Source organism: Pseudomonas sp. GM78 (assembly GCF_000282475.1).
In the GTDB taxonomy this organism is placed as follows: domain Bacteria; phylum Pseudomonadota; class Gammaproteobacteria; order Pseudomonadales; family Pseudomonadaceae; genus Aquipseudomonas.
This window is the reverse complement of the sequence record NZ_AKJF01000076.1, coordinates 61,138-81,844: the sequence shown is the minus strand read 5'-3', so window position 1 is coordinate 81,844 and position 20,707 is coordinate 61,138. Positions and strand designations below refer to the sequence as shown.

At 59.6% G+C, this 20,707-nt stretch carries 17 protein-coding genes; 9 read left to right on the top strand and 8 right to left on the bottom strand.

The window, feature by feature from the left end:
- The coding region (locus PMI35_RS18960) for a DUF2339 domain-containing protein (protein ID WP_008058560.1) at window positions 1-1,106 on the bottom strand (1,106 nt) is incomplete at its 3' end.
- Window positions 1,107-1,266: 160 nt separating this feature from the next.
- Window positions 1,267-3,717 (bottom strand): glycogen/starch/alpha-glucan phosphorylase, encoded by a 2,451-nt coding sequence (locus tag PMI35_RS18965; protein ID WP_008058558.1) that lies wholly within the window; start codon window positions 3,715-3,717, stop codon window positions 1,267-1,269.
- Window positions 3,718-3,973: 256 nt separating this feature from the next.
- Here PMI35_RS18965 and PMI35_RS18970 point away from each other — a divergent pair, with 256 nt between their 5' ends.
- Window positions 3,974-4,411 carry a YkgJ family cysteine cluster protein gene (locus tag PMI35_RS18970; RefSeq protein ID WP_008058557.1) on the top strand — a complete coding sequence of 146 codons (438 nt, stop codon included), beginning with the start codon at window positions 3,974-3,976 and terminating at the stop codon, window positions 4,409-4,411.
- Between the two features lie 218 nt (window positions 4,412-4,629).
- On the opposite strand, the gene typA is transcribed toward PMI35_RS18970, so the two are convergent.
- Complete coding sequence (typA, locus tag PMI35_RS18975; protein ID WP_008058555.1) at window positions 4,630-6,450, bottom strand: translational GTPase TypA; 1,821 nt, start codon at window positions 6,448-6,450, stop codon at window positions 4,630-4,632.
- A gap of 139 nt (window positions 6,451-6,589) precedes the next feature.
- Window positions 6,590-8,044, bottom strand: a complete 1,455-nt coding sequence (thiI, locus tag PMI35_RS18980; protein ID WP_008058553.1) for a tRNA uracil 4-sulfurtransferase ThiI — start codon at window positions 8,042-8,044, stop codon at window positions 6,590-6,592.
- Between the two features lie 328 nt (window positions 8,045-8,372).
- Between thiI and glnA the strand changes: the two genes are divergently transcribed.
- The 4 genes from glnA (at window position 8,373) to ntrC (ending at window position 13,378) form a co-directional block, all read left to right on the top strand.
- Entirely contained in the window at window positions 8,373-9,779 is a 1,407-nt protein-coding gene (gene glnA / locus PMI35_RS18985; protein ID WP_008058552.1) for a type I glutamate--ammonia ligase, read from the top strand.
- Window positions 9,780-10,071: 292 nt separating this feature from the next.
- Window positions 10,072-10,581, top strand: a complete 510-nt coding sequence (locus tag PMI35_RS18990) for a DUF4124 domain-containing protein (RefSeq protein ID WP_008058550.1) — start codon at window positions 10,072-10,074, stop codon at window positions 10,579-10,581.
- Between the two features lie 278 nt (window positions 10,582-10,859).
- Window positions 10,860-11,945 (top strand): nitrogen regulation protein NR(II), encoded by a 1,086-nt coding sequence (glnL, locus tag PMI35_RS18995; RefSeq protein ID WP_008058548.1) that lies wholly within the window; start codon window positions 10,860-10,862, stop codon window positions 11,943-11,945.
- Window positions 11,942-13,378, top strand: a complete 1,437-nt coding sequence (gene ntrC / locus PMI35_RS19000; protein ID WP_008058546.1) for a nitrogen regulation protein NR(I) — start codon at window positions 11,942-11,944, stop codon at window positions 13,376-13,378. Before glnL ends, ntrC begins: the two co-directional genes overlap by 4 nt.
- 542 nt (window positions 13,379-13,920) lie before the next feature.
- Here ntrC and PMI35_RS19005 read toward each other — a convergent pair.
- Window positions 13,921-14,361, bottom strand: coding sequence for a hypothetical protein (locus PMI35_RS19005; RefSeq protein WP_032831540.1), 441 nt, complete (start codon window positions 14,359-14,361; stop codon window positions 13,921-13,923).
- Between PMI35_RS19005 and trmL the strand changes: the two genes are divergently transcribed.
- Entirely contained in the window at window positions 14,360-14,815 is a 456-nt protein-coding gene (gene trmL, locus PMI35_RS19010) for a tRNA (uridine(34)/cytosine(34)/5-carboxymethylaminomethyluridine(34)-2'-O)-methyltransferase TrmL (protein WP_008058542.1), read from the top strand. The two genes, PMI35_RS19005 and trmL, sit on opposite strands and share 2 nt — an antisense overlap.
- Window positions 14,816-14,922: 107 nt before the next feature.
- On the opposite strand, the gene secB is transcribed toward trmL, so the two are convergent.
- Genes secB through PMI35_RS19025 form a run of 3 tightly spaced genes read right to left on the bottom strand, consistent with a single transcriptional unit; the run spans window position 14,923 to window position 16,120 of the window.
- A complete protein-coding gene (gene secB, locus PMI35_RS19015; protein WP_008058540.1) occupies window positions 14,923-15,408 on the bottom strand; it encodes a protein-export chaperone SecB in 486 nt (161 codons plus the stop codon).
- Window positions 15,409-15,450: 42 nt separating this feature from the next.
- On the bottom strand, window positions 15,451-15,705 hold the full coding sequence (grxC, locus tag PMI35_RS19020) for a glutaredoxin 3 (protein WP_008058538.1): 255 nt from the start codon (window positions 15,703-15,705) through the stop codon (window positions 15,451-15,453).
- A 1-nt stretch (window position 15,706) separates the two neighbouring features.
- A complete protein-coding gene (locus PMI35_RS19025; RefSeq protein WP_008058536.1) occupies window positions 15,707-16,120 on the bottom strand; it encodes a rhodanese-like domain-containing protein in 414 nt (137 codons plus the stop codon).
- 153 nt (window positions 16,121-16,273) lie between these two features.
- On the opposite strand from PMI35_RS19025, the gene gpmI reads away from it, so the two are divergent.
- From gpmI to PMI35_RS19040, 3 genes are all read left to right on the top strand, one after another.
- Complete coding sequence (gene gpmI, locus PMI35_RS19030) at window positions 16,274-17,803, top strand: 2,3-bisphosphoglycerate-independent phosphoglycerate mutase (protein ID WP_008058534.1); 1,530 nt, start codon at window positions 16,274-16,276, stop codon at window positions 17,801-17,803.
- A 253-nt stretch (window positions 17,804-18,056) separates the two neighbouring features.
- Window positions 18,057-19,352, top strand: coding sequence for a murein hydrolase activator EnvC family protein (locus PMI35_RS19035; protein ID WP_032831539.1), 1,296 nt, complete (start codon window positions 18,057-18,059; stop codon window positions 19,350-19,352).
- A gap of 34 nt (window positions 19,353-19,386) precedes the next feature.
- A complete protein-coding gene (locus PMI35_RS19040) occupies window positions 19,387-20,706 on the top strand; it encodes a S41 family peptidase (protein WP_008058530.1) in 1,320 nt (439 codons plus the stop codon).
- Window position 20,707 lies beyond the last annotated feature (1 nt).

Here is a 20,707-nt window from a genome sequence, read left to right as displayed (position 1 = left end):
CGTCGGGCGAACAAAAAGCCGATGGCCAGGTACATCACGAAGAACAGAATCAGGAAGGGTTCGGTGCTCCACAGCAACTCTGGCGTATAGGAGCGCAAGCCCCAGGCAAGCCCGATACCGAAAGTGCCGGTAAAACCGATGACATTGAGCAAGCGCCAGGCCTTGAACCAGGCGATAACGAGGATGCCGGCGTTGAGCAAGGCGAAGTAACTGAACAGCGCGACGTGACTACCAGCCCCCGTGGAAGCCAGCAGGGGCGCGGCGAATCCGCCCAGCGCGGCGGCGGCAGCCAGGCCCAGTGCATCCTGGGTAATGGCCAGGATCGCCGAAAACACCGTCACCGCCACCAACAGGCCAAACGCCGCCGAGGGGTCGAGCAACGGATGCAGGCGCATCGCGGCAAACACCGTCAGGTACAGCACGGCGATTGCGGCGCCTTGCAACATCAAGGCGTAATCGTTGTTACGCGTTCGCAGCCACCAGCCAAGGCCGAGCAGGCCCAATGCAACCGCCGCGACACCGGCGTAGCGCAACTCGATTGGCACCACCATGCCCTCGGTGGCGTAGCGCAGCAGGAAGGCCAGGCCGAGGAACAGCAGCACTACACCCACCCGCAGCACGGTGTTGCCACCCAATAGCCAGGCACGCGCAGCGTTGATGGCGCGCTCGACGAGGTTCGGTTCCGGGGGATTGGCGCGTTCGCGGTCGGTTGGCGCTGGTTTCCACGCATCCAGGGGCTGCGCATGCCTGGCTTGGTTAACCGCTGCGGCGACCGGCTCCAGTTCGGGTGGCAGTTCCCAGATCAGTTCCGGGGTTTCGACGGGGATTTGAGTGACAGCGATGTCCGCAACTGGAACGGCAGCGCTGGCTTCCGGCTCCTTGATCCCAGGCCCCTCCAGCACAGCCAGGCGTTGCTCGACCGTCCGCAGTGCAAGCTGCGCCTGTTCAAGCAGGCGACGCTGCTCGTTGGCCTGCGATCCCAGCCTGCCGATGTGAACGGCCTGCCCGATTCCCAACCCGAGCAGGGCACCCAGCAACGCATCGCTGAACGACTCATCGAGTATCCAGCCCAGCACGAGGCCCACAAGCATGAACATCCATTGCATGATCCATATCCTTGAGCGCAATCCTGAAAGACTAGCGTAGCCAGCCCCAAAAAAGATCGCAGCCTCCGGCAGCTCCTACAGGGGTTTGCATTTACCTGTAGGAGCTGCCGGAGGCTGCGATCTTTTGCTGCGCGCCTAGTATATCGATCCGACCGCAGCGTTACTCCAACGCCTTCCAGATTTCCGTGGCGTACTCGCGAATCGTCCGGTCGGAAGAGAACCAGCCCATGCGCGAGGTGTTCAACACCGCCGAGCGCCACCACTGTTCGGAATCATGCCAAAGGGCTTCGACGCGCATTTGCGCATTCCAGTAGGAATCGAAATCGGCACAGACCAGGAAGCGGTCGTAGTCCACCAACGAATCGATCAGCCCGGTGTAACGGGATGGATCATCCGGCGAGAACACCCCGCCGCGAATGGCTTGCAGTACATCGTTGAGTCGATGGGACGCGGCAATGTCCGGCACCGCGCTGAACTCGTGGTTCTGCTTGCGCGCTTCAACCTGCTGGGCACTGAGGCCAAAGATGAACATGTTCTCGACGCCGATGCGCTCGGACATCTCCACGTTGGCACCGTCCAGCGTGCCGATGGTCAGTGCACCGTTGAGGCCGAATTTCATGTTGCTGGTGCCCGAGGCTTCAAAGCCGGCCGTGGAGATCTGCTCGGACAGGTCCGCCGCCGGAATGATGCTCTCCGCCAGGCTGACGTTGTAGTTGGGCAGGAACACCACCTTGAGCAAGCCGCGTACGGTCGGGTCGTTGTTCACTACCCGGGCGATGTCGTTGGTCAGCTTGATGATCAACTTGGCCTGGTGATAACTGGCCGCCGCTTTACCGGCGAAGATCTTCACCCGTGGTACCCAGTCGATTTCAGGTTCGGCACGAATCGCCTGGTACAAGGCCACGGTGTGCATCAGGTTGAGCAGCTGGCGCTTGTATTCGTGGATCCGCTTAACCTGCACGTCGAACATCGCCGCCGGGTTGACCGCCACCCCCAATCGCTCATGAATCAGGTAGGCCAGGGCCTTTTTGCTGTGCAGACGCTGTTCGGCGAACGCTTTGCGGAACGCCGACTTATCGGCGAACGGTTGCAGCTCGAGCAAGCGCTCCTCGGGCTTGTCCAGCAGGTCCTGGCCAAGGGCATCGACCAGCATCGAGGTCAGCTCCGGGTTGGCCTGGTACAGCCAGCGGCGGAACGTGATGCCATTGGTCTTGTTGTTGATCCGCTGCGGATAAAGCTTGTGCAGCTCAGAGAACACCGTCTTGCGCATCAGTTGCGTGTGCAGGCCGGATACGCCGTTGACACTGTGGGAGCCAAGGAACGCCAGGTTACCCATGCGCACCCGTCGACCGTTGTCTTCCTCGATTAATGACACCGCGCGCAACACGTCGAAATCGTGGATGCCCTTGGCCCGCAGCGAGTCGATGTGCTGGGCATTGATCAGGTAAATGATCTGCATGTGCCGTGGCAGCATGCGCTCCATCAGGCCCACCGGCCAGGTTTCCAGCGCCTCGGGCAGCAAGGTGTGGTTGGTGTAGGAAAGCGTGTCGACCGTGACCTGCCACGCCGCGTCCCATGCCACGTCGTAGACATCGACCAACTGGCGCATCAACTCGGCCACGGCAATCGAGGGGTGGGTGTCGTTGAGCTGGATCGCCGCGTGATCGCCCAGGGTCAGCACCGATGTGTGCATGTTGCGATGGCGGCGCAGCAAGTCCTGCAGGGATGCGGCGACGAAGAAGTATTCCTGGCGCAACCGCAGTTCCTGGCCCGCCTCGGTGCTGTCTGCCGGGTACAATACCCGCGAGATACTTTCGGCCCGGGCCACTTCTGCCACCGCCCCCAGGTGGTCACCGGCATTGAAGCGTTCCAGGTGCAAGTCTTCCATGGCCCGTGCGCGCCACAGCCGCAACGTGTTCACGCTGGCCCCGCGCCAACCCACCACCGGCGTGTCATAGGCAATGGCCCGCACGGTTTCCGCTGGATGCCAGACTTGCTTGGACTTGCCGTTTTCATCGGTCACGGTCTCGACGCCGCCGCCAAAGCCGATCGGATAAACCACTTCCGGCCGTTCGAACTCCCACGGGTTACCGAAATCCAGCCAGTGTTCGGTCTGCTCCTGTTGCCAACCGTCGACGACGGCCTGACGGAACAAGCCGTGCTCGTAACGAATGCCGTAGCCATGACCCGCAATCCCTAAGGTCGACATGCTTTCCATGAAGCACGCCGCCAGTCGTCCGAGGCCACCGTTACCCAACGCCGCATCGGGCTCCAGCAGGCGGATGCGTTCAAGGTCGACGCCGAGCTCGGTCAGGGCTTCGCGTGCCACGTCGAGCAGGCCAAGATTGCTCAGGCTGTCGTAGAGCAGTCGGCCGATAAGAAATTCCAGGGAGAGGTAATAAACCCGCTTCTGTCCTTTGCGGTAAATCTGCCGGGTGTGGTCCATCCAGTGCTCGACCATGTGATCGCGCGCTGCCAGGGCAATGGCTTCGAACCAGTCATGGTCAAAGGCGTGATCCGGGTCTTTGCCCACCGCGTAGGTGAGTTTGGTCAAGACGGCGTCGCGGAATGCGGCCACCTCTGCTTCGCGAACAAGTGGTTCTTGAGTCATCGATAGGACCTCGAGCGAGCTTGGAATTGTCTGAGACTAGACGGTCTGACAGACGGTATAGCCTCTGGTTCGGCAGTTTTTCCTGTTAATGCGCGTCAAGCCGGCAATGCATTGTCGTGTACCTGAATCAATGCAGGGGCCGTGCCGGATTAGCGGTGCTGCTGCATGTCCGTGAAAAAAACTGGCGAAAGGTTGTTCAAAAATCCACCAGTCCCGGTATGATCGCGCGCCCTGATGCACACGCTGGTAACAACCGATGATGAAGCCGAACCTGATCGCCGCCGCGGAGATCGACCGACTCGATACCTGGGCCAAGTACTCTGCCCCAATGTGCGGCTCCTGCCTATCGAGCTGTTGCACCCTGCCGGTCGAGGTCAAGATCAAGGACCTGATCCGCATCGGCATCGTCGACGAGTTCGAACGCGGCGACCCGCCAAAGAACATCGCCAAGCGCCTGCAGAAGGAAGGGATCGTCGAGCGCTACAACCAGAAATCCGAGATCTTCACCCTCCAGCGCATGAGCAACAACGATTGCCTGTACCTGGATCGTAAGAGCCGTCTGTGCACTATTTATGAAAAGCGCCCGGATACGTGCCGCAACCACCCGAAAATCGGCCCACGGCCGGGGTATTGCGCGTACAAGCCGAAGGAAGTGGTGCGTGAGACCAATTCGCGGAGTATCGAGCGCTTCTGATCATCTCTGGTTTTTGTGGCGGCTGACCGGACGCCATCGCTGGCAAGCCAGCTCCCACAGTGATTTTTGGTGTTCACATAATTTGTGTACAACACCGAACCCTGTGGGAGCTGGCTTGCCAGCGAAGAGGCCCGGACAAACACTACAAAAAACCCAGACAAACAAAAACGCCCCCGGCCTTTCGACCGGGGGCGTTTTCGTTCAGCCGAGGCTAAATCTTATGCCTTGGCTTTCTTCGCAGCGCGGGTACGCTCGCTTTCGTCCAGGATCTTCTTGCGAAGACGGATGGACTTAGGAGTCACTTCGCACAGCTCGTCGTCCTGGATGAATTCCAGAGCCTGTTCCAGGGTGAAGCGAACAGGTGGAACCAGGGCGATGGTTTCGTCTTTACCCGAAGCACGCATGTTGTCGAGCTTCTTGCCCTTGGTAGGGTTGACGCCCAGGTCGTTGTCACGGCTGTTCAGACCAACGATCTGACCGTTGTAGATTTCCTGACCGTGTTCTACGAACAGCTTGCCACGCGCCTGCAGGGTTTCCAGGGAGTAGGTCAGTGCCTTGCCGGTTTCAACCGAAACCAGAACGCCGTTCTGACGGCCGGACATGTCGCCGGACTTCATCACGTCGTAACGGTCGAAGATCGAAGTCAGGATGCCAGCACCGTTGGTCAGGGTCAGGAACTGGTTACGGAAACCGATCAGACCACGAGCAGGGATGTTGTATTCCAGACGTACACGGCCTTTGCCATCCGGCACCATGTTGGTCAGGTCGCCTTTACGCAGGCCCATCTCTTCCATCACCTTGCCCTGGGATTCTTCCGGCAGGTCGATGGTGACGTTTTCGTACGGTTCGTGCTTCACGCCGTCAACCAGACGGATGATCACTTCCGGACGGCCTACAGCCATTTCGAAGCCTTCGCGACGCATGGTTTCGATCAGTACCGAGAGGTGCAGCTCACCACGGCCGGAAACCTTGAACTTGTCAGCCGAGTCGCCTTCTTCAACGCGCAGTGCAACGTTGTACAGCAGCTCTTTGTCCAGACGTTCCTTGATGTTACGGGAAGTCACGAACTTGCCTTCTTTACCGCAGAATGGCGAGTCGTTTACCTGGAAGGTCATGGAAACGGTTGGCTCGTCAACGGTCAGCGGCTTCATCGCTTCGACGTTGTCCGGGGTGCACAGGGTGTCGGAGATGAACAGCGATTCCATACCGCTGATGCACACGATGTCGCCTGCAGCCGCTTCTTCAACGTCTACACGGTGCAGACCGTGGTGACCCATCAGCTTCAGGATACGACCGTTGCGCTTCTTGCCGTCGGCGCCGATAGCCACAACCGGGGTGTTCGGCTTGACGCGACCACGAGCGATACGGCCAACACCGATAACACCCAGGAAGCTGTTGTAGTCCAGTGCGGAGATCTGCATCTGGAACGGACCGTCACGGTCAACAGCCGGCGCTGGTACGTTGTCGACGATCGACTGGTACAGCGGGGTCATGTCTTCAGCCATTTCGTTGTGGTCCAGACCGGCAATACCGTTCAGGGCCGAGGCGTAGACGACTTTGAAGTCCAGTTGTTCTTCGGTGGCACCCAGGTTGTCGAACAGGTCGAAGATCTGGTCCAGAACCCAGTCCGGACGCGCGCCTGGACGGTCAACCTTGTTGATGCACACGATCGGACGCAGGCCGGCTTCGAAAGCCTTCTTGGTCACGAAACGGGTTTGCGGCATAGGGCCGTCTTGAGCGTCAACCAGCAGCAGAACGGAGTCAACCATCGACATTACGCGTTCTACTTCGCCGCCGAAGTCGGCGTGGCCCGGGGTGTCCACGATGTTGATGTGGTAGCCGTTCCAGTTGATGGCGGTGTTTTTCGCCAGGATGGTAATACCGCGCTCTTTTTCCTGGTCGTTGGAGTCCATCACGCGCTCGTCGTTGAGCTCGTTGCGCTCCAGGGTGCCGGATTGACGCAGGAGTTTGTCTACCAGGGTGGTTTTACCATGGTCAACGTGGGCAATGATGGCGATGTTGCGTAGATTTTCGATCACTTGTGTATCTCGATCAGAGGATTCGGTGTGCTGACAAGTCTTGGCAGCGATTTACAGTAGAGTCAGGCCTTGCCGTTACAGCTTGACGGCGGCGTCGGGGGGCCGGTGACGCAAGCCACAGGCAAACAGCCCCGGGCACTTAGCTCGGTCGATAAACGCGCACATTGGCATGTCCCTCACTGAGCAAATGGTGGGCATGCAGGCGACTCATCACGCCTTTGTCGCAATAAAGCAGGTACTGGCGAGTAGGGTCCAGTTCCTTGAAACGAGCGTTCAGTGCATAAAACGGCATCGTTTGTACCTCGATGCCAGCAAGGTCCAGCGGGTCGTCTTCAGCGGCATCCGGGTGACGGATGTCGATGACGATCTGACCGGCCAGCGCTTCGCTGACTTCTTCAATTTGCAAATCCTGGCCCAATTCGTCGATCACGCGATCGATCGGTACCAGCTTGGCGTTCTCGAGCGCACGCTCAAGGACTGCCATGTCGAATTCTTTCTCTTCGTGCTCCACGCGATGGCGCTTGGCAGCGGTCTTGGGGTTCACCGAGATGACCCCGCAGTACTCCGGCATGTGCCTGGCGAAGTCGGCGGTGCCGATTTCGTTGGCCGTGTCGATGATGTCCTGCTTGTGGCTGGCAATCAGCGGGCGCAAGACCAGTTTGTCGGTCACGCAATCGATCACCGACAGGTTCGGCAACGTCTGGCTCGACACCTGGGAGATCGCCTCACCGGTCACCAGCGCTTCGATGTGCAGTCGATCGGCAATTTGGGAGGAAGCGCGCAACATCATACGCTTCAATACTACGCCCATATGACTGTTATCGACTTTGCCGAGAATTTCTCCCAGCACTTCTTCGAACGGCACACTGACAAATAACACGCGTTGCGAGCTGCCGTACTTCTTCCAGATGAAATGCGCGACTTCCATGACGCCCAGTTCGTGGGCACGCCCACCCAGGTTGAAGAAGCAGAAATGCGCCATCAGGCCGCGACGCATGATCTGGTAGGCCGCAACGGTGGAATCGAAACCGCCGGACATCAGCACCAGCGTCTGCTCCAGCGCACCCAGCGGATAACCGCCGATACCGTTGTGCTGGCTGTGGATCACGAACAACCGTTGGTCGCGAACTTCGATACGGACTTCGATTTCAGGCTTTTTCAGGTCGATTCCGGCGGCACCGCACTGACGGCGCAACTGGCTGCCGACATATTTCTCGATGTCTATGGAGCTAAATGGGTGCTTGCCGGCACGTTTGCAACGTACCGAGAAAATCTTCCCGGCCAGTGCATCACCGTAGTGCTGCTTGCACTTCTCGACGATGTCATCGAAGTCACCCAGCGGGTACTCGTCGATTTGCAGGAAGTGCGCGATACCTGGCATGCAGCTCAGGCGCTCGCCCATCTCCTTCAGGGCCTTGGGGTCGCTGACGCGGGTCTCCAGCTCGAGATTGTCCCACACGCCGTTCACCACCACAGCCGGGTCCAGGTCACGGAGCACGGCACGGATGTTCTTGGCCAACTGGCGGATGAAACGCATCCGTACCGGGCGGCTCTTGATGGTGATCTCTGGAAAGACTTTTACGATTAATTTCATGGAAACAGCGCGCGCGAGGCCTGCCGAAAAAGGGGGGCGCGGATTATAGCGGAAATTGCTCAAGGTTTAACCAGTTAATGTGCAGAAGGTTTTGCACGCACCAAAACAGGTCAATTTTCGATTTCGGCGCCACATTAAGGGGCGCAATTTTCTGCTTTAAAGCCTTTTGTACCTCTATAAGCGTGAATTTGGGGCAAAAAACCCATGGTGGGGCACTGGCATGCAATTTGCTCCCTTGTGAGGCAGGTTGCCTTGGCAGAGTATTCGCGCCGGCATCACAAACATTTAAGGGCATCCACTACCAGCCCTAATCCACCCGGAGGACACTATGTCGAAGTCGGTTCAACTCATCAAAGATCATGACGTCAAGTGGATTGATCTGCGCTTCACAGACACCAAGGGCACTCAGCACCACGTGACCATGCCGGCTCGCGATGCGCTGGACGATGACTTCTTTGAAGTCGGCAAAATGTTCGACGGCTCCTCCATCGCTGGCTGGAAAGGCATCGAAGCCTCCGACATGATCCTGCTGCCGGACGACTCCACCGCTGTTCTGGACCCGTTCACCGAAGAGCCGACCCTGATCCTGGTCTGCGACATCATCGAACCTTCGAGCATGCAAGGCTACGACCGCGACCCACGTGCGATCGCCAAGCGCGCCGAAGAGCACCTGAAATCCACCGGTATCGGTGACACCGTGTTCGCCGGTCCAGAGCCAGAGTTCTTCATCTTCGACCAAGTGAAGTTCAAGTCCGACATTTCCGGCTCCATGTTCAAGATCTACTCCGAACAAGGTTCCTGGATGTCCGACCAGGACATCGAAGGCGGCAACAAAGGCCACCGTCCAGGCGTCAAAGGCGGCTACTTCCCGGTTCCGCCGTTCGACCACGACCACGAAATCCGTACTTCCATGTGCAACGCACTGGAAGAAATGGGCCTGACCGTCGAAGTTCACCACCACGAAGTGGCAACTGCCGGCCAGAACGAAATCGGCGTCAAGTTCAACACCCTGGTGAAGAAAGCCGACGAAACCCAAACCCTGAAGTACGTCGTGCACAACGTTGCCGATGCCTACGGCCGTACCGCTACCTTCATGCCTAAGCCTCTGTACGGCGACAACGGCTCGGGTATGCACGTACACATGTCGATCTGGAAAGAAGGCAAGAACACCTTCGCTGGCGAAGGTTATGCCGGCCTGTCCGACACCGCCCTGTACTTCATCGGCGGCATCATCAAGCACGGTAAGGCCCTGAACGGCTTCACCAACCCGGCGACCAACTCCTACAAGCGTCTGGTTCCAGGCTTCGAAGCTCCGGTAATGCTGGCCTACTCGGCTCGCAACCGCTCGGCTTCGATCCGTATTCCTTACGTGTCGAGCCCGAAAGCCCGTCGTATCGAAGCACGCTTCCCGGATCCGGCTGCCAACCCGTACCTGTGCTTCGCTGCACTGCTGATGGCTGGCCTGGACGGCATCCAGAACAAGATCCACCCTGGCGATGCAGCTGACAAAAACCTGTACGACCTGCCGCCTGAAGAGGCGAAAGAGATCCCACAAGTTTGCGGCAGCCTGAAAGAAGCCCTGGAAGAGCTGGACAAAGGTCGTGCGTTCCTGACCAAAGGCGGCGTTTTCAGCGACGACTTCATCGACGCTTACATCGCCCTGAAAAGCGAAGAAGAAATCAAGGTACGTACCTTCGTACACCCACTGGAATACGAGCTGTACTACAGCTGCTAATCCGGTAGCGCCTGCGCAAGCGGCGTGACAAAGAGGCCTCCTTCGGGAGGCCTTTTTTATTGCCAGGATTTTAAACCTGCGAAGAACCCTGTGGGAGCGGGCTTGCCCGCGAAGAGGTCGGCACATCCAACATCCATGTGTCAGACAGATTGCTTTCGCGGGCAAGCCCGCTCCCACAAGGACTTGATAAGCTTGGGAGACTTGGTGAATCACACCCAAATGTTAAGGGTTTGGGATAACCATCCAGCCTGACATATGCTTCAACCCATCGTATTTCTTTCCGGTCGATTTCATGGGTCGTGGTTTTTTCTTCATTCTGCTGCTGATTGCCCTGCCCGCTACAGCGCAGATCTATAAGTACACCGACGCCCAAGGCAACACGGCGTATAGCAATCAACCACCTGATGGCGTCACCGTGCAGCCCGTCGAACTGCCACCGCTCAACAGCGTTCAGCCCCACCCCACGCAAGCGCCTCCCCCATCCCCCCATGCGCCAGATCAGCCCCGCATCGCCTACGACGTACTGGAACTCACCGGCTTGCCCACCACCGAAGCCCTGCGCGCCAACAACGGCAACTTCACCGTCAACGTGCTGATCAAACCGCGCCTGCAAGGCTCGCATCTCTTGCGACTGTTGCTCGACGGCCAACCCTACGGACAACCCAGCAACGTACCGATCCTGCAACTGGTGAACATCGATCGCGGCTTGCATAGCCTCGCAGTGCAAGTCATCAATGGCGAAACCGTCGTGCAGCAGAGCCCGACCATAAGCCTCACCGTGCAGCGCGTGCACAAGCGCTGAACGATTGCTCTCGGACAACCCCGCCAAATAAAAAAGCGCGATTCTGCGCTTCTTCCAACCTCGCCCAAGCTTTCGCACTATATTGGTGCGAATGGTTGCACAACGCGGGCGATGCAGCCCATTTTGGTTCGAAACTACCCGCGAAAGCTGGCAAAGCGCCACGCAATCGAGCGTCAAACGCCCGTTTCAGCGCTTAAACGCTTCTTTTCAGAGCCTTGGTTTGGTTTTTGCAGTTTGCTCGCATCAGCTCTTTATTCATGCGCCAAAAGAGGTCCTGAATGACCATCAGCGACGCACTACACCGCTTGCTGCTCGACAACCTGACCACCGCCACCATCCTGCTCAACGCCGACCTGCGCCTTGAGTACATGAACCCCGCGGCGGAGATGCTCCTGGCCATCAGCGGCCAGCGCAGCCATGGGCAGTTCATCAGCGAGCTGTTTACCGAATCCACCGAGGCGCTGAATTCGTTGCGCCAGGCGGTACAGCAAGCGCATCCCTTTACCAAGCGCGAAGCGATGCTTACCGCACTTACCGGCCAGACCCTCACGGTCGATTACGCGGTAACGCCGATCCTTTCAGGCGGCGACACATTGCTGCTGCTCGAAGTCCACCCCCGCGACCGCTTGCTGCGTATCACCAAGGAAGAAGCGCAGCTTTCAAAGCAGGAAACCAGCAAGATGCTGGTGCGCGGTCTGGCCCATGAAATCAAGAATCCGCTGGGCGGTATTCGCGGCGCGGCGCAGCTGCTGGCCCGCGAGCTGCCGGAAGAAAGCCTGCGCGACTACACCAATGTCATCATTGAAGAGGCCGACCGCCTGCGCAACCTGGTCGATCGCATGCTCGGCTCGAACAAGCTGCCATCGCTGGCCATGTGCAACATTCACGAGGTGCTGGAACGCGTCTGCCATCTGGTCGAGGCCGAAAGCCAGGGCTGCATCACTTTGGTGCGCGACTACGACCCGAGCATTCCAGACGTCCTGATCGATCGCGAACAAATGATCCAGGCCGTGCTGAACATCGTGCGCAATGCGATGCAGGCCATCAGCAGCCAGAATGAGCTGCGCCTGGGTCGCATCAGCCTGCGCACCCGCGCCATGCGCCAGTTCACCATTGGCCACGTGCGCCATCGCCTGGTGACCAAGATCGAAATCATCGACAACGGTCCAGGCATTCCTGCGGATCTTCAGGAAACCATCTTTTTCCCCATGGTCAGCGGCCGTCCGGACGGTACCGGGCTGGGCCTGGCCATTACCCAGAACATCATCAGCCAGCACCAGGGCTTGATCGAATGTGACAGCCACCCCGGCCACACCACCTTCTCGATCTTTCTGCCACTGGAACAAGGAGCCACATCGACATGAGCCGTAGTGAAACCGTGTGGATCGTCGATGACGACCGTTCTATCCGTTGGGTCCTGGAAAAAGCCTTGCAGCAGGAAGGCATGACCACGCAAAGCTTCGACAGCGCCGATGGCGTGATGAGCCGCCTGGCGCGCCAGCAGCCGGACGTGATCATCTCCGACATCCGCATGCCCGGTGCCAGCGGCCTGGACCTTCTGGCGCGGATTCGCGAGCAACACCCACGGCTGCCAGTGATCATCATGACCGCGCACTCCGATCTGGACAGCGCTGTCGCGTCCTATCAGGGCGGCGCCTTCGAATACCTGCCCAAGCCGTTCGATGTCGACGAAGCGGTTTCCCTGGTCAAACGCGCGAACCAGCATGCTCAGGAACAACAAGGTCTGGAAGTCCCGGTCGCACTGACCCGCACGCCGGAAATCATCGGTGAAGCACCAGCGATGCAGGAAGTGTTTCGCGCCATTGGGCGCTTGAGCCACTCCAACATCACCGTGCTGATCAACGGCGAATCCGGCACCGGTAAAGAACTGGTGGCCCACGCCCTGCATCGCCACAGCCCGCGGGCTGCTTCGCCGTTCATCGCATTGAACATGGCGGCGATCCCGAAAGACCTGATGGAGTCCGAGCTGTTCGGCCACGAAAAAGGCGCGTTCACCGGCGCCGCCAACCTGCGTCGCGGGCGATTCGAGCAGGCGGACGGGGGCACGCTATTTCTCGATGAAATCGGCGACATGCCGGCCGACACCCAGACTCGATTGTTGCGGGTCCTGGCCGATGGCGAGTTCTACCGTGTCGGTGGTCACGTCCCGGTCAAGGTGGACGTGCGGATCATCGCCGCCACGCACCAGAACCTTGAAACCCTGGTGAATGCCGGGAAATTCCGTGAAGACTTGTTCCACCGTCTCAACGTGATCCGCATCCACATACCGCGCCTGTCGGACCGCCGCGAAGATATCCCGACCCTGGCCAAGCACTTCCTCGGCCGTGCCGCGCAGGAGCTGGCGGTCGAGCCGAAGCTGCTGAAAAACGAAACCGAGGAATACCTGAAAAACCTGCCATGGCCGGGCAATGTGCGCCAGCTGGAGAACACGTGCCGCTGGATCACCGTGATGGCGTCGGGTCGCGAAGTGCATATCGGCGACCTGCCACCGGAGTTGCTGAGCCTTCCGCAGGATTCGGCTCCGGTGACCAACTGGGAACAGGCGCTGCGCCAATGGGCCGACCAGGCACTGGCTCGCGGTCAGTCCAGCCTGCTGGACAGCGCCGTGCCGACCTTCGAGCGGATCATGATCGAAACCGCCCTCAAGCACACCGCCGGCCGCCGCCGCGATGCGGCCGTGTTGCTGGGCTGGGGGCGCAATACCCTGACTCGCAAGATCAAGGAGCTGGGGATGAAGGTTGATGGTGGGGATGATGATGAGGGGGATGAGGGCTAAACAGCCTCAGAGTTATCGTCGCACTTAAGATCCAATCGCGGGCAAGCCATGCTCCTACAGGTTATGCGCTAGTTTTGAAATGGCGCATGACCTGTAGGAGCATGGCTTGCCCGCGATGCTTTTGAGGCCTGTCGTGCACCGCCTGAAGGCACCGTGAACCGCAATCGCGCACGGCAACTGAACCAAAACCCCGCTTGTATTCGCAATCGAACCCCTATCGAAAAAACACGAAAGCCCCGGATTACGGGGCTTTCAGCTTTTCTACGCGACTTTCTGTTTCAACTTGTTAAAACCTGGCACGCGCCCTGCAATAGTCCCATCAGTGATTCAGATCACCACCCAGTTTCGGGGACCTTGGTACAGGCAGGCCGGGGATTCCCCTCTTTACACCGGGCTCACACCGCACAAGCGACGAGCCTTCCCGTTTTGGGGTCCTTGGTACAGGCAGGCCGGGGATTCCCTCTTTACACCGGGTTCAGACGCGATGCGCGAACCCTCCCGTTTTGGGGACCTTGGTACAGGCAGGCCGGGGATTCCCTCTTTTATTGCTCCCGGAGATGGATCTCCAGCCGCCAGCGGTCATCGACCTCGCTGCCGGCCCACTCCCCCTGAAGGGGACGGGCCGCCACCAGCGTCAGCAACAATCCCTCGTCACTCAATCGCGTTCGCCAGTTCACATCCTTGCCGTTGAGCTTGAGCTGGCCTTTCTGCGCCGTGCCTTGCGCCTCGAACAACAGCGCGACACTGCCTTCCACGATCTCGCCGTGGGTCTTGGGTTCATTGTTGAACCACACCACCAACCCGTCACCAGTCACTTCGATTTGTTGCAATTGGCTGGGGTCGGGGGTGGTCAGGCGACCGATCATCAACCCCACCATCACCCCCACGATTGCCAGCGAAGCCATCACACGCGGGAATAGTTTCGAACGAGGGTCGGCTTGCGGCGTAGAATGCCGCTCATCTCTACCTTCGGAGCCGTGCATGTTTCACGTCATCCTTTTCCAACCAGAAATTCCGCCGAACACCGGCAACGTTATCAGGCTGTGCGCCAACAGTGGCTGCCACCTGCATTTGATCGAACCGCTGGGCTTCGAGATGGACGACAAGCGCCTGCGCCGGGCGGGCCTCGACTACCACGAGTATGCCACTCTGCAACGCCATGCGGACCTGGCCAGCTGCCTGGAAAGCCTCGGTCATCCGCGGTTGTTCGCCTTCACCACCAAGGGCTCGCGGCCGTTTCACGACGTGAGTTTCGCCCCTGGCGATGCGTTCCTGTTCGGCCCGGAAAGCCGTGGCCTGCCCGCCGAAGTGCTCGACGCCCTGCCCGCCGAACAACGCCTGCGCCTGCCGATGCGCGAAGGCTGCCGCAGCCTGAACCTGTCCAACACCGTGGCCGTCGCCGTGTACGAAGCCTGGCGGCAGAACGACTTCAAGTAGTCCGAAATCATTTTCGCCTGACAGAAACAATCGCGGGCAAGCCCGCTCCCACAGGTTTTGCACAATCCTGTGGGAGCGGGCTTGCCCGCGATTTTCAGCAGCGCAGATTATTGAACGGTCGGAGTCTCGCCCGCCGCCTGCATGCGTTGCAGCTCTTGCGCGTACAGGGCGTCGAAGTTCACCGGCGCCAGCATCAGGGCCGGGAACGAGCCGCGGGTTACCAGGCTGTCCAGCGCTTCGCGCGCATACGGGAACAGGATGTTCGGGCAGAACGCGCCCAGGGTGTGGCTCATCGAAGCGTCGTCCAGGTTCTTGATCAGGAAGATACCGGCCTGCTGCACTTCGGCGATGAACGCCACTTCTTCACCGTTCTTCACGGTGACCGACAGGGTCAGTACGACTTCATGGAAGTCGCCTTCCAGCGCCTTTTGACGGGTATTGAGATCCAGACCGACACTCGGCTCCCACTGCTGGCGGAAGATCGCCGGGCTTTTCGGGGCTTCGAAGGACAAGTCACGTACGTAGATGCGCTGCAAGGAGAATTGCGGTGCGGTTTCTTCTTCGCTAGCTGCAGTGTTCTGTTGGTCAGTCATCTCAGATCCTTTCTGATCTTGGGCTTTTATAGGGTATGGAATTCAGGCCTTGAGCAGCGCGTCGAGCTTGCCGGCGCGCTCCAGGGCAAACAAATCATCACAACCGCCAACGTGGGTGCTGCCGATCCAGATCTGCGGCACGGACGTACGTCCGGCCTTCTGAGCCATTGCGGCACGCACCTGCGGCTTGCCATCGACCTTGATCTCTTCGAAGGCCACGCCTTTGTTCTCGAGCAGGTACTTGGCTCGGGAGCAATAAGGGCAGTAATCGCTGGAATAGACGACGACGTTACTCATATCACTTCACCAGCGGCAGATTGTCGGCTTTCCAGCTGGAAACACCACCGGACAGCTTGGCGGCGGTAAAGCCAGCCTTCACCAGTTCGCGAGCGTGAGTACCGGCGGTCTGGCCCATGGCATCGACCAGGATGATGGTCTTGGCCTTGTGTTTTTCCAGCTCGCCAACGCGTGCAGCCAGTTTGTCGTGAGGAATGTTCAACGCGCCTACAATGTGGCCGGCGGCAAAGTCCTTGGTCGGACGAATGTCGATCACCACGCCGGCGTCTTTGTTGACCAGGCCAGTCAGTTCGCCGGTGCTCAGGCTACGGCCGCCGCCCTGCATCTGGTAGGCGATCAACAGGGCCAGCAGGACGACGAAGATGCCGACGAGAATGTAGTGGTTGGTGGCAAATTGAATCAGGTTAGCAACCATCGAAGGAGGTTCCAGGGCGTTAAAATGTCGGCCAGTATACACAGCCACTATGGTGGGCCAAACCCCGTCCGGCGGTGACGTGGCCGGAACTTCGCTTTAAACTGCCACTCCCTTTTCCATCGCCCTCTTTTATCTCAGCCACGAGTGGATTCCATGACTACCACGCCTAAACCTTTGGTCCTGATTATTCTCGACGGCTTCGGTCACAGTGAGAGCCCTGAATCCAATGCCATCTTTGCGGCGAAGAAGCCCGTACTCGACCGTTTGTGGGCCACCGTGCCCAACGGCCTGATCTCGGGCAGCGGCATGGACGTCGGCCTGCCGGATGGCCAGATGGGCAACTCCGAAGTCGGCCACATGAACCTGGGCGCCGGCCGCGTGGTGTATCAGGACTTCACCCGCGTGACCAAGTCGATCCGCGACGGCGAGTTCTTCGAGAACCCGACCATCTGCGCCGCAGTGGACAAAGCCGTCGCTGCCGGCAAAGCCGTGCACTTCATGGGCCTGCTGTCCGATGGCGGCGTGCATAGCCACCAGGATCACCTGGTGGCCATGGCCGAACTGGCTGCCAAGCGCGGCGCCGAGAAAATCTACCTGCATGCCTTCCTCGACGGCCGCGATACCCCGCCGAAAAGCGCGCAATCGTCGATCGAACTGCTGGACGCCACCTTCCAGGCGCTGGGCAAAGGCCGGATCGCCAGCCTCATCGGCCGTTATTTCGCCATGGATCGCGACAACCGTTGGGACCGCGTATCCCAGGCCTACAACCTGATCGTCGACGGCAATGGCGAATTCAACGCCGCCACCGCCCAGGAAGGCCTGCAAGCCGCCTACGAGCGTGGCGAGAGCGACGAATTCGTCAAGGCCACCTCCATCGGCGAGCCCGTTAAAGTCGAAGACGGCGACGCCGTGGTGTTCATGAACTTCCGCGCCGACCGCGCCCGGGAACTGACCCGCGTCTTCGTCGAGGACGACTTCAAGGACTTCGAGCGTGCCCGTCAGCCAAAACTGGCCGGTTTCGTCATGCTGACCCAATACGCCGCCAGCATTCCCGCTCCATCGGCCTTCGCCGCCGGCAGCCTGGAAAACGTGCTGGGCGACTACCTGGCGAAAAACGGCAAGACCCAGCTGCGCATCGCCGAAACCGAAAAATACGCCCACGTGACCTTCTTCTTCTCTGGCGGTCGTGAAGAACCGTTCCCGGGCGAAGAACGCATCCTGATCCCGTCGCCGAAAGTCGCCACCTATGACTTGCAGCCGGAGATGAGCGCACCGGAAGTCACCGACCGCATCGTCGACGCCATCGACAACCAGCGTTACGACGTGATCGTGGTCAACTACGCCAACGGCGACATGGTCGGCCACAGCGGCGTGTTCGAAGCGGCGGTCAAGGCCGTTGAGTGCCTTGACCAGTGCGTCGGCCGCATCGTCGAAGCGCTGGAGAAAGTCGGCGGCGAAGCCCTGATCACCGCGGACCACGGCAACGTCGAGCAAATGTCCGACGAGACCACGGGCCAGGCGCACACCGCACACACCACCGAGCCGGTGCCGTTCATCTATGTCGGCAAGCGCGACCTGAAGGTGCGTGAAGGCGGCGTGCTGGCGGATGTGGCACCGACCATGCTGAAGCTGCTGGGCCTGGAACAACCGGCGGAAATGACCGGGACTTCGATTCTGGTGTAATCGGGATATCCCAAACACCGAAAAAACCTGTGGGAGCGAGCCTGCTCGCGATAGCAATCTGACAGCCAACATCTATGTTGAATGCCAGGCCGCCATCGCTGGCAAGCCAGCTCCCACAGTTGTTTGTGGTAGTTTTGAAGACTAAATCCCCCCACATCCCGCTCCAGTCATCACACAGTCAGAAATGGGCATTTTTTTTGCCGCCCATGGCGGGCATACTAGGACGTCCCTTTCCCTGGTGTCGCCCGCCTCTATGCTCCGCGTCCTGATAGCCCTTGCCCTGACCTGCCTGCTCCAACCGGCCTTCGCCGATGAGCGCGCGCAAACCCAGCAACAGTTGGACGCCACGCGTCAGGACATTGCCGAGTTGAAAAAACTGCTGGGCAAGCTGCAGGAAGAAAAATCCGGCGTGCAGAAAGACCTCAAGGGCACCGAGACCGAGATGGGCAAGCTCGAGAAGCAGGTCGACGCCCTGCAAAAAGAGCTGAAGAAAAGCGAAACCGAGTTGCAGCGACTCGATGCGGAGAAAAAAAAACTCCAGAGCGCGCGCACTGAACAGCAACGACTGATTGCCATCCAGGCCCGCGCGGCTTACCAGAACGGTCGCCAGGAGTACTTGAAACTGCTGCTCAACCAGCAGAACCCCGAGAAGTTCGCTCGCACACTCACCTATTACGACTACCTGAGCCAGGCCCGCCTGGAACAGCTGAAGAATTTCAACGAAACCCTGCGCCAACTGGCCAATGTCGAAAAAGACATCGGACTGCAGCAGGCGCAATTGCTGGTGCAGCAAAGCAGCCTCGAAACCCAGCGTGGCGAGCTCGAGAAGGTTCGCCAGGAGCGCCAGCAAGTCCTGGCCAAGCTTAACGACGACGTGAAGGCACGCGACCAGAAATTGGCAGCCCGCGAGCAGGATCAGGCAGACCTGTCTAAAGTCCTTAAAACCATTGAAGAAACCCTGGCCCGCCAGGCTCGTGAGGCAGAAGAGGCGCGGCAGAAAGCGCTGATCGCCCAGCAGGAAGCCGAAAAAAAGCGTTTACGTGAGGCCCAGGCGCTGGCAGAAGCCAACGATGACGCCCCACGCAAACCCGTTAAATCGACACCCGGCCCACTGGTTTCCAGTTCAGGCGAAACCTTTGGCGGCGCATTTGCGTCAACTCGCGGCAAACTTCCCTGGCCTGTCGATGGTCGACTGTTGGCGCGCTTCGGTGAAAGCCGTGGCGACGACGCCCGGACCAAGTGGGACGGCGTAATGATCGGCGCTTCTGCCGGCAGTACGGTGCATGCGGTGCATGGCGGTCGAGTGGTGTTCGCCGACTGGTTGCGCGGCGCCGGGCTGCTGGTGATTCTCGACCACGGCAACGGTTTCTTGAGTCTCTATGGTCACAACCAGACACTGCTCAAGTCTGCGGGTGACGTGGTAAAAGCCGGTGAATCCATCTCCACTGTCGGTAACAGTGGCGGGCAGGACACACCAGCGCTGTACTTTGCTATTCGTCAGCAGGGTCACCCGAGTGATCCGGCGCAATGGTGCCGCGCGCAAGGATAGGCGCTGAGTCACCTACATTAGGAGTTCGTTCGACATGCTGTATTTGTCCCGCCTTACCTCGCTGGCCCTGACGATTGCCCTGGTGATCGGCGCGCCTCTGGCGTTTGCCGCTCAACCGGCCCCGGCAGTCGCACCCGCGGGCACTGCCGCGACCACCAGGGCGCCATTGCCGCTGGAAGAGTTGCGCACCTTTGCCGAGGTCATGGATCGGATCAAGGCCGCCTATGTCGAACCCGTAGACGACAAGACCCTGCTGGAAAACGCGATCAAGGGCATGCTCAGCAACCTTGACCCGCACTCCGCGTACCTTGGACCTGAAGACTTCGCTGAACTGCAGGAAAGCACCAGCGGCGAATTTGGCGGCCTGGGCATCGAAGTCGGCGCCGAGGACGGCTTCATCAAGGTGGTGTCGCCGATCGATGACACACCGGCCTCCAAGGCAGGCATCCAGGCGGGCGACTTCATCGTCAAGATCAACGGCCAACCCACCCGCGGCCAGAGCATGACCGAAGCCGTGGACAAGATGCGCGGCAAGATCGGCCAGAAAATCACCCTGACCCTGGTACGTGACGGTGGCACGCCATTCGATGTGACCCTGGCCCGCGCCATCATTCAGGTGAAGAGCGTGAAGAGTCAGCTGCTCGAATCCGGCTATGGCTACATCCGCATCACCCAGTTCCAGGTCAAGACCGGCGAAGAAGTGTCGAAGGCCCTGGCCAAGCTGCGTAAAGACAACGGCAAGAAACTCAACGGCATCATCCTCGACCTGCGTAACAACCCGGGCGGCGTGCTGCAAGCGGCGGTGGAAGTGGTCGACCACTTCATCACCAAGGGCCTGATCGTCTACACCAAGGGCCGCATCGCCAACTCCGAATTGCGTTTCTCTGCCACCGGCAAGGACGAAAGCGAAGCCGTGCCAATGGTCACGCTGATCAACGGCGGCAGCGCCTCGGCCTCGGAAATCGTCGCCGGCGCCCTGCAGGACCAGAAACGCGCGGTGGTCATGGGCACGCCGAGTTTCGGCAAAGGCTCGGTGCAAACCGTACTGCCGCTGAACAACGATCGCGCCCTGAAGATCACCACGGCGCTGTACTACACGCCAAACGGCCGCTCGATCCAGGCCCAGGGCATCATCCCGGACATCGAAGTGCGCAAGGCCAAGATCACCAACGAGCAAGACGGCGACTACTTCAAGGAAGCCGATTTGCAGGGTCACCTGGGCAACGGCAACGGCGGCGCCGACAAGCCGACCAGTTCCGGCGGCAAGACCAAGCCGATGCCGCAGGACGACGATTACCAACTGGCCCAGGCCCTGAGCCTGCTCAAAGGGCTGAGCATCACGTCCGGCCGCTGAG

Excerpts from the sequence above, each read along its gene's own strand:
- grxC (WP_008058538.1), bottom strand. The coding sequence starts at position 15,705 with ATGAGTAACGTCGTCGTCTATTCCAGCGATTACTGCCCTTATTGCTCC.
- PMI35_RS19035 (WP_032831539.1), top strand. The coding sequence starts at position 18,057 with ATGCTCCGCGTCCTGATAGCCCTTGCCCTGACCTGCCTGCTCCAACCG.
- PMI35_RS19005 (WP_032831540.1), bottom strand. The coding sequence starts at position 14,361 with ATGCACGGCTCCGAAGGTAGAGATGAGCGGCATTCTACGCCGCAAGCC.
- glnA (WP_008058552.1), top strand. The coding sequence starts at position 8,373 with ATGTCGAAGTCGGTTCAACTCATCAAAGATCATGACGTCAAGTGGATT.
- PMI35_RS18965 (WP_008058558.1), bottom strand. The coding sequence starts at position 3,717 with ATGACTCAAGAACCACTTGTTCGCGAAGCAGAGGTGGCCGCATTCCGC.
- trmL (WP_008058542.1), top strand. The coding sequence starts at position 14,360 with ATGTTTCACGTCATCCTTTTCCAACCAGAAATTCCGCCGAACACCGGC.
- PMI35_RS18990 (WP_008058550.1), top strand. The coding sequence starts at position 10,072 with ATGGGTCGTGGTTTTTTCTTCATTCTGCTGCTGATTGCCCTGCCCGCT.
- PMI35_RS19025 (WP_008058536.1), bottom strand. The coding sequence starts at position 16,120 with ATGGTTGCTAACCTGATTCAATTTGCCACCAACCACTACATTCTCGTC.
- ntrC (WP_008058546.1), top strand. The coding sequence starts at position 11,942 with ATGAGCCGTAGTGAAACCGTGTGGATCGTCGATGACGACCGTTCTATC.
- glnL (WP_008058548.1), top strand. The coding sequence starts at position 10,860 with ATGACCATCAGCGACGCACTACACCGCTTGCTGCTCGACAACCTGACC.
- PMI35_RS18970 (WP_008058557.1), top strand. The coding sequence starts at position 3,974 with ATGATGAAGCCGAACCTGATCGCCGCCGCGGAGATCGACCGACTCGAT.
- thiI (WP_008058553.1), bottom strand. The coding sequence starts at position 8,044 with ATGAAATTAATCGTAAAAGTCTTTCCAGAGATCACCATCAAGAGCCGC.
- gpmI (WP_008058534.1), top strand. The coding sequence starts at position 16,274 with ATGACTACCACGCCTAAACCTTTGGTCCTGATTATTCTCGACGGCTTC.
- PMI35_RS19040 (WP_008058530.1), top strand. The coding sequence starts at position 19,387 with ATGCTGTATTTGTCCCGCCTTACCTCGCTGGCCCTGACGATTGCCCTG.
- secB (WP_008058540.1), bottom strand. The coding sequence starts at position 15,408 with ATGACTGACCAACAGAACACTGCAGCTAGCGAAGAAGAAACCGCACCG.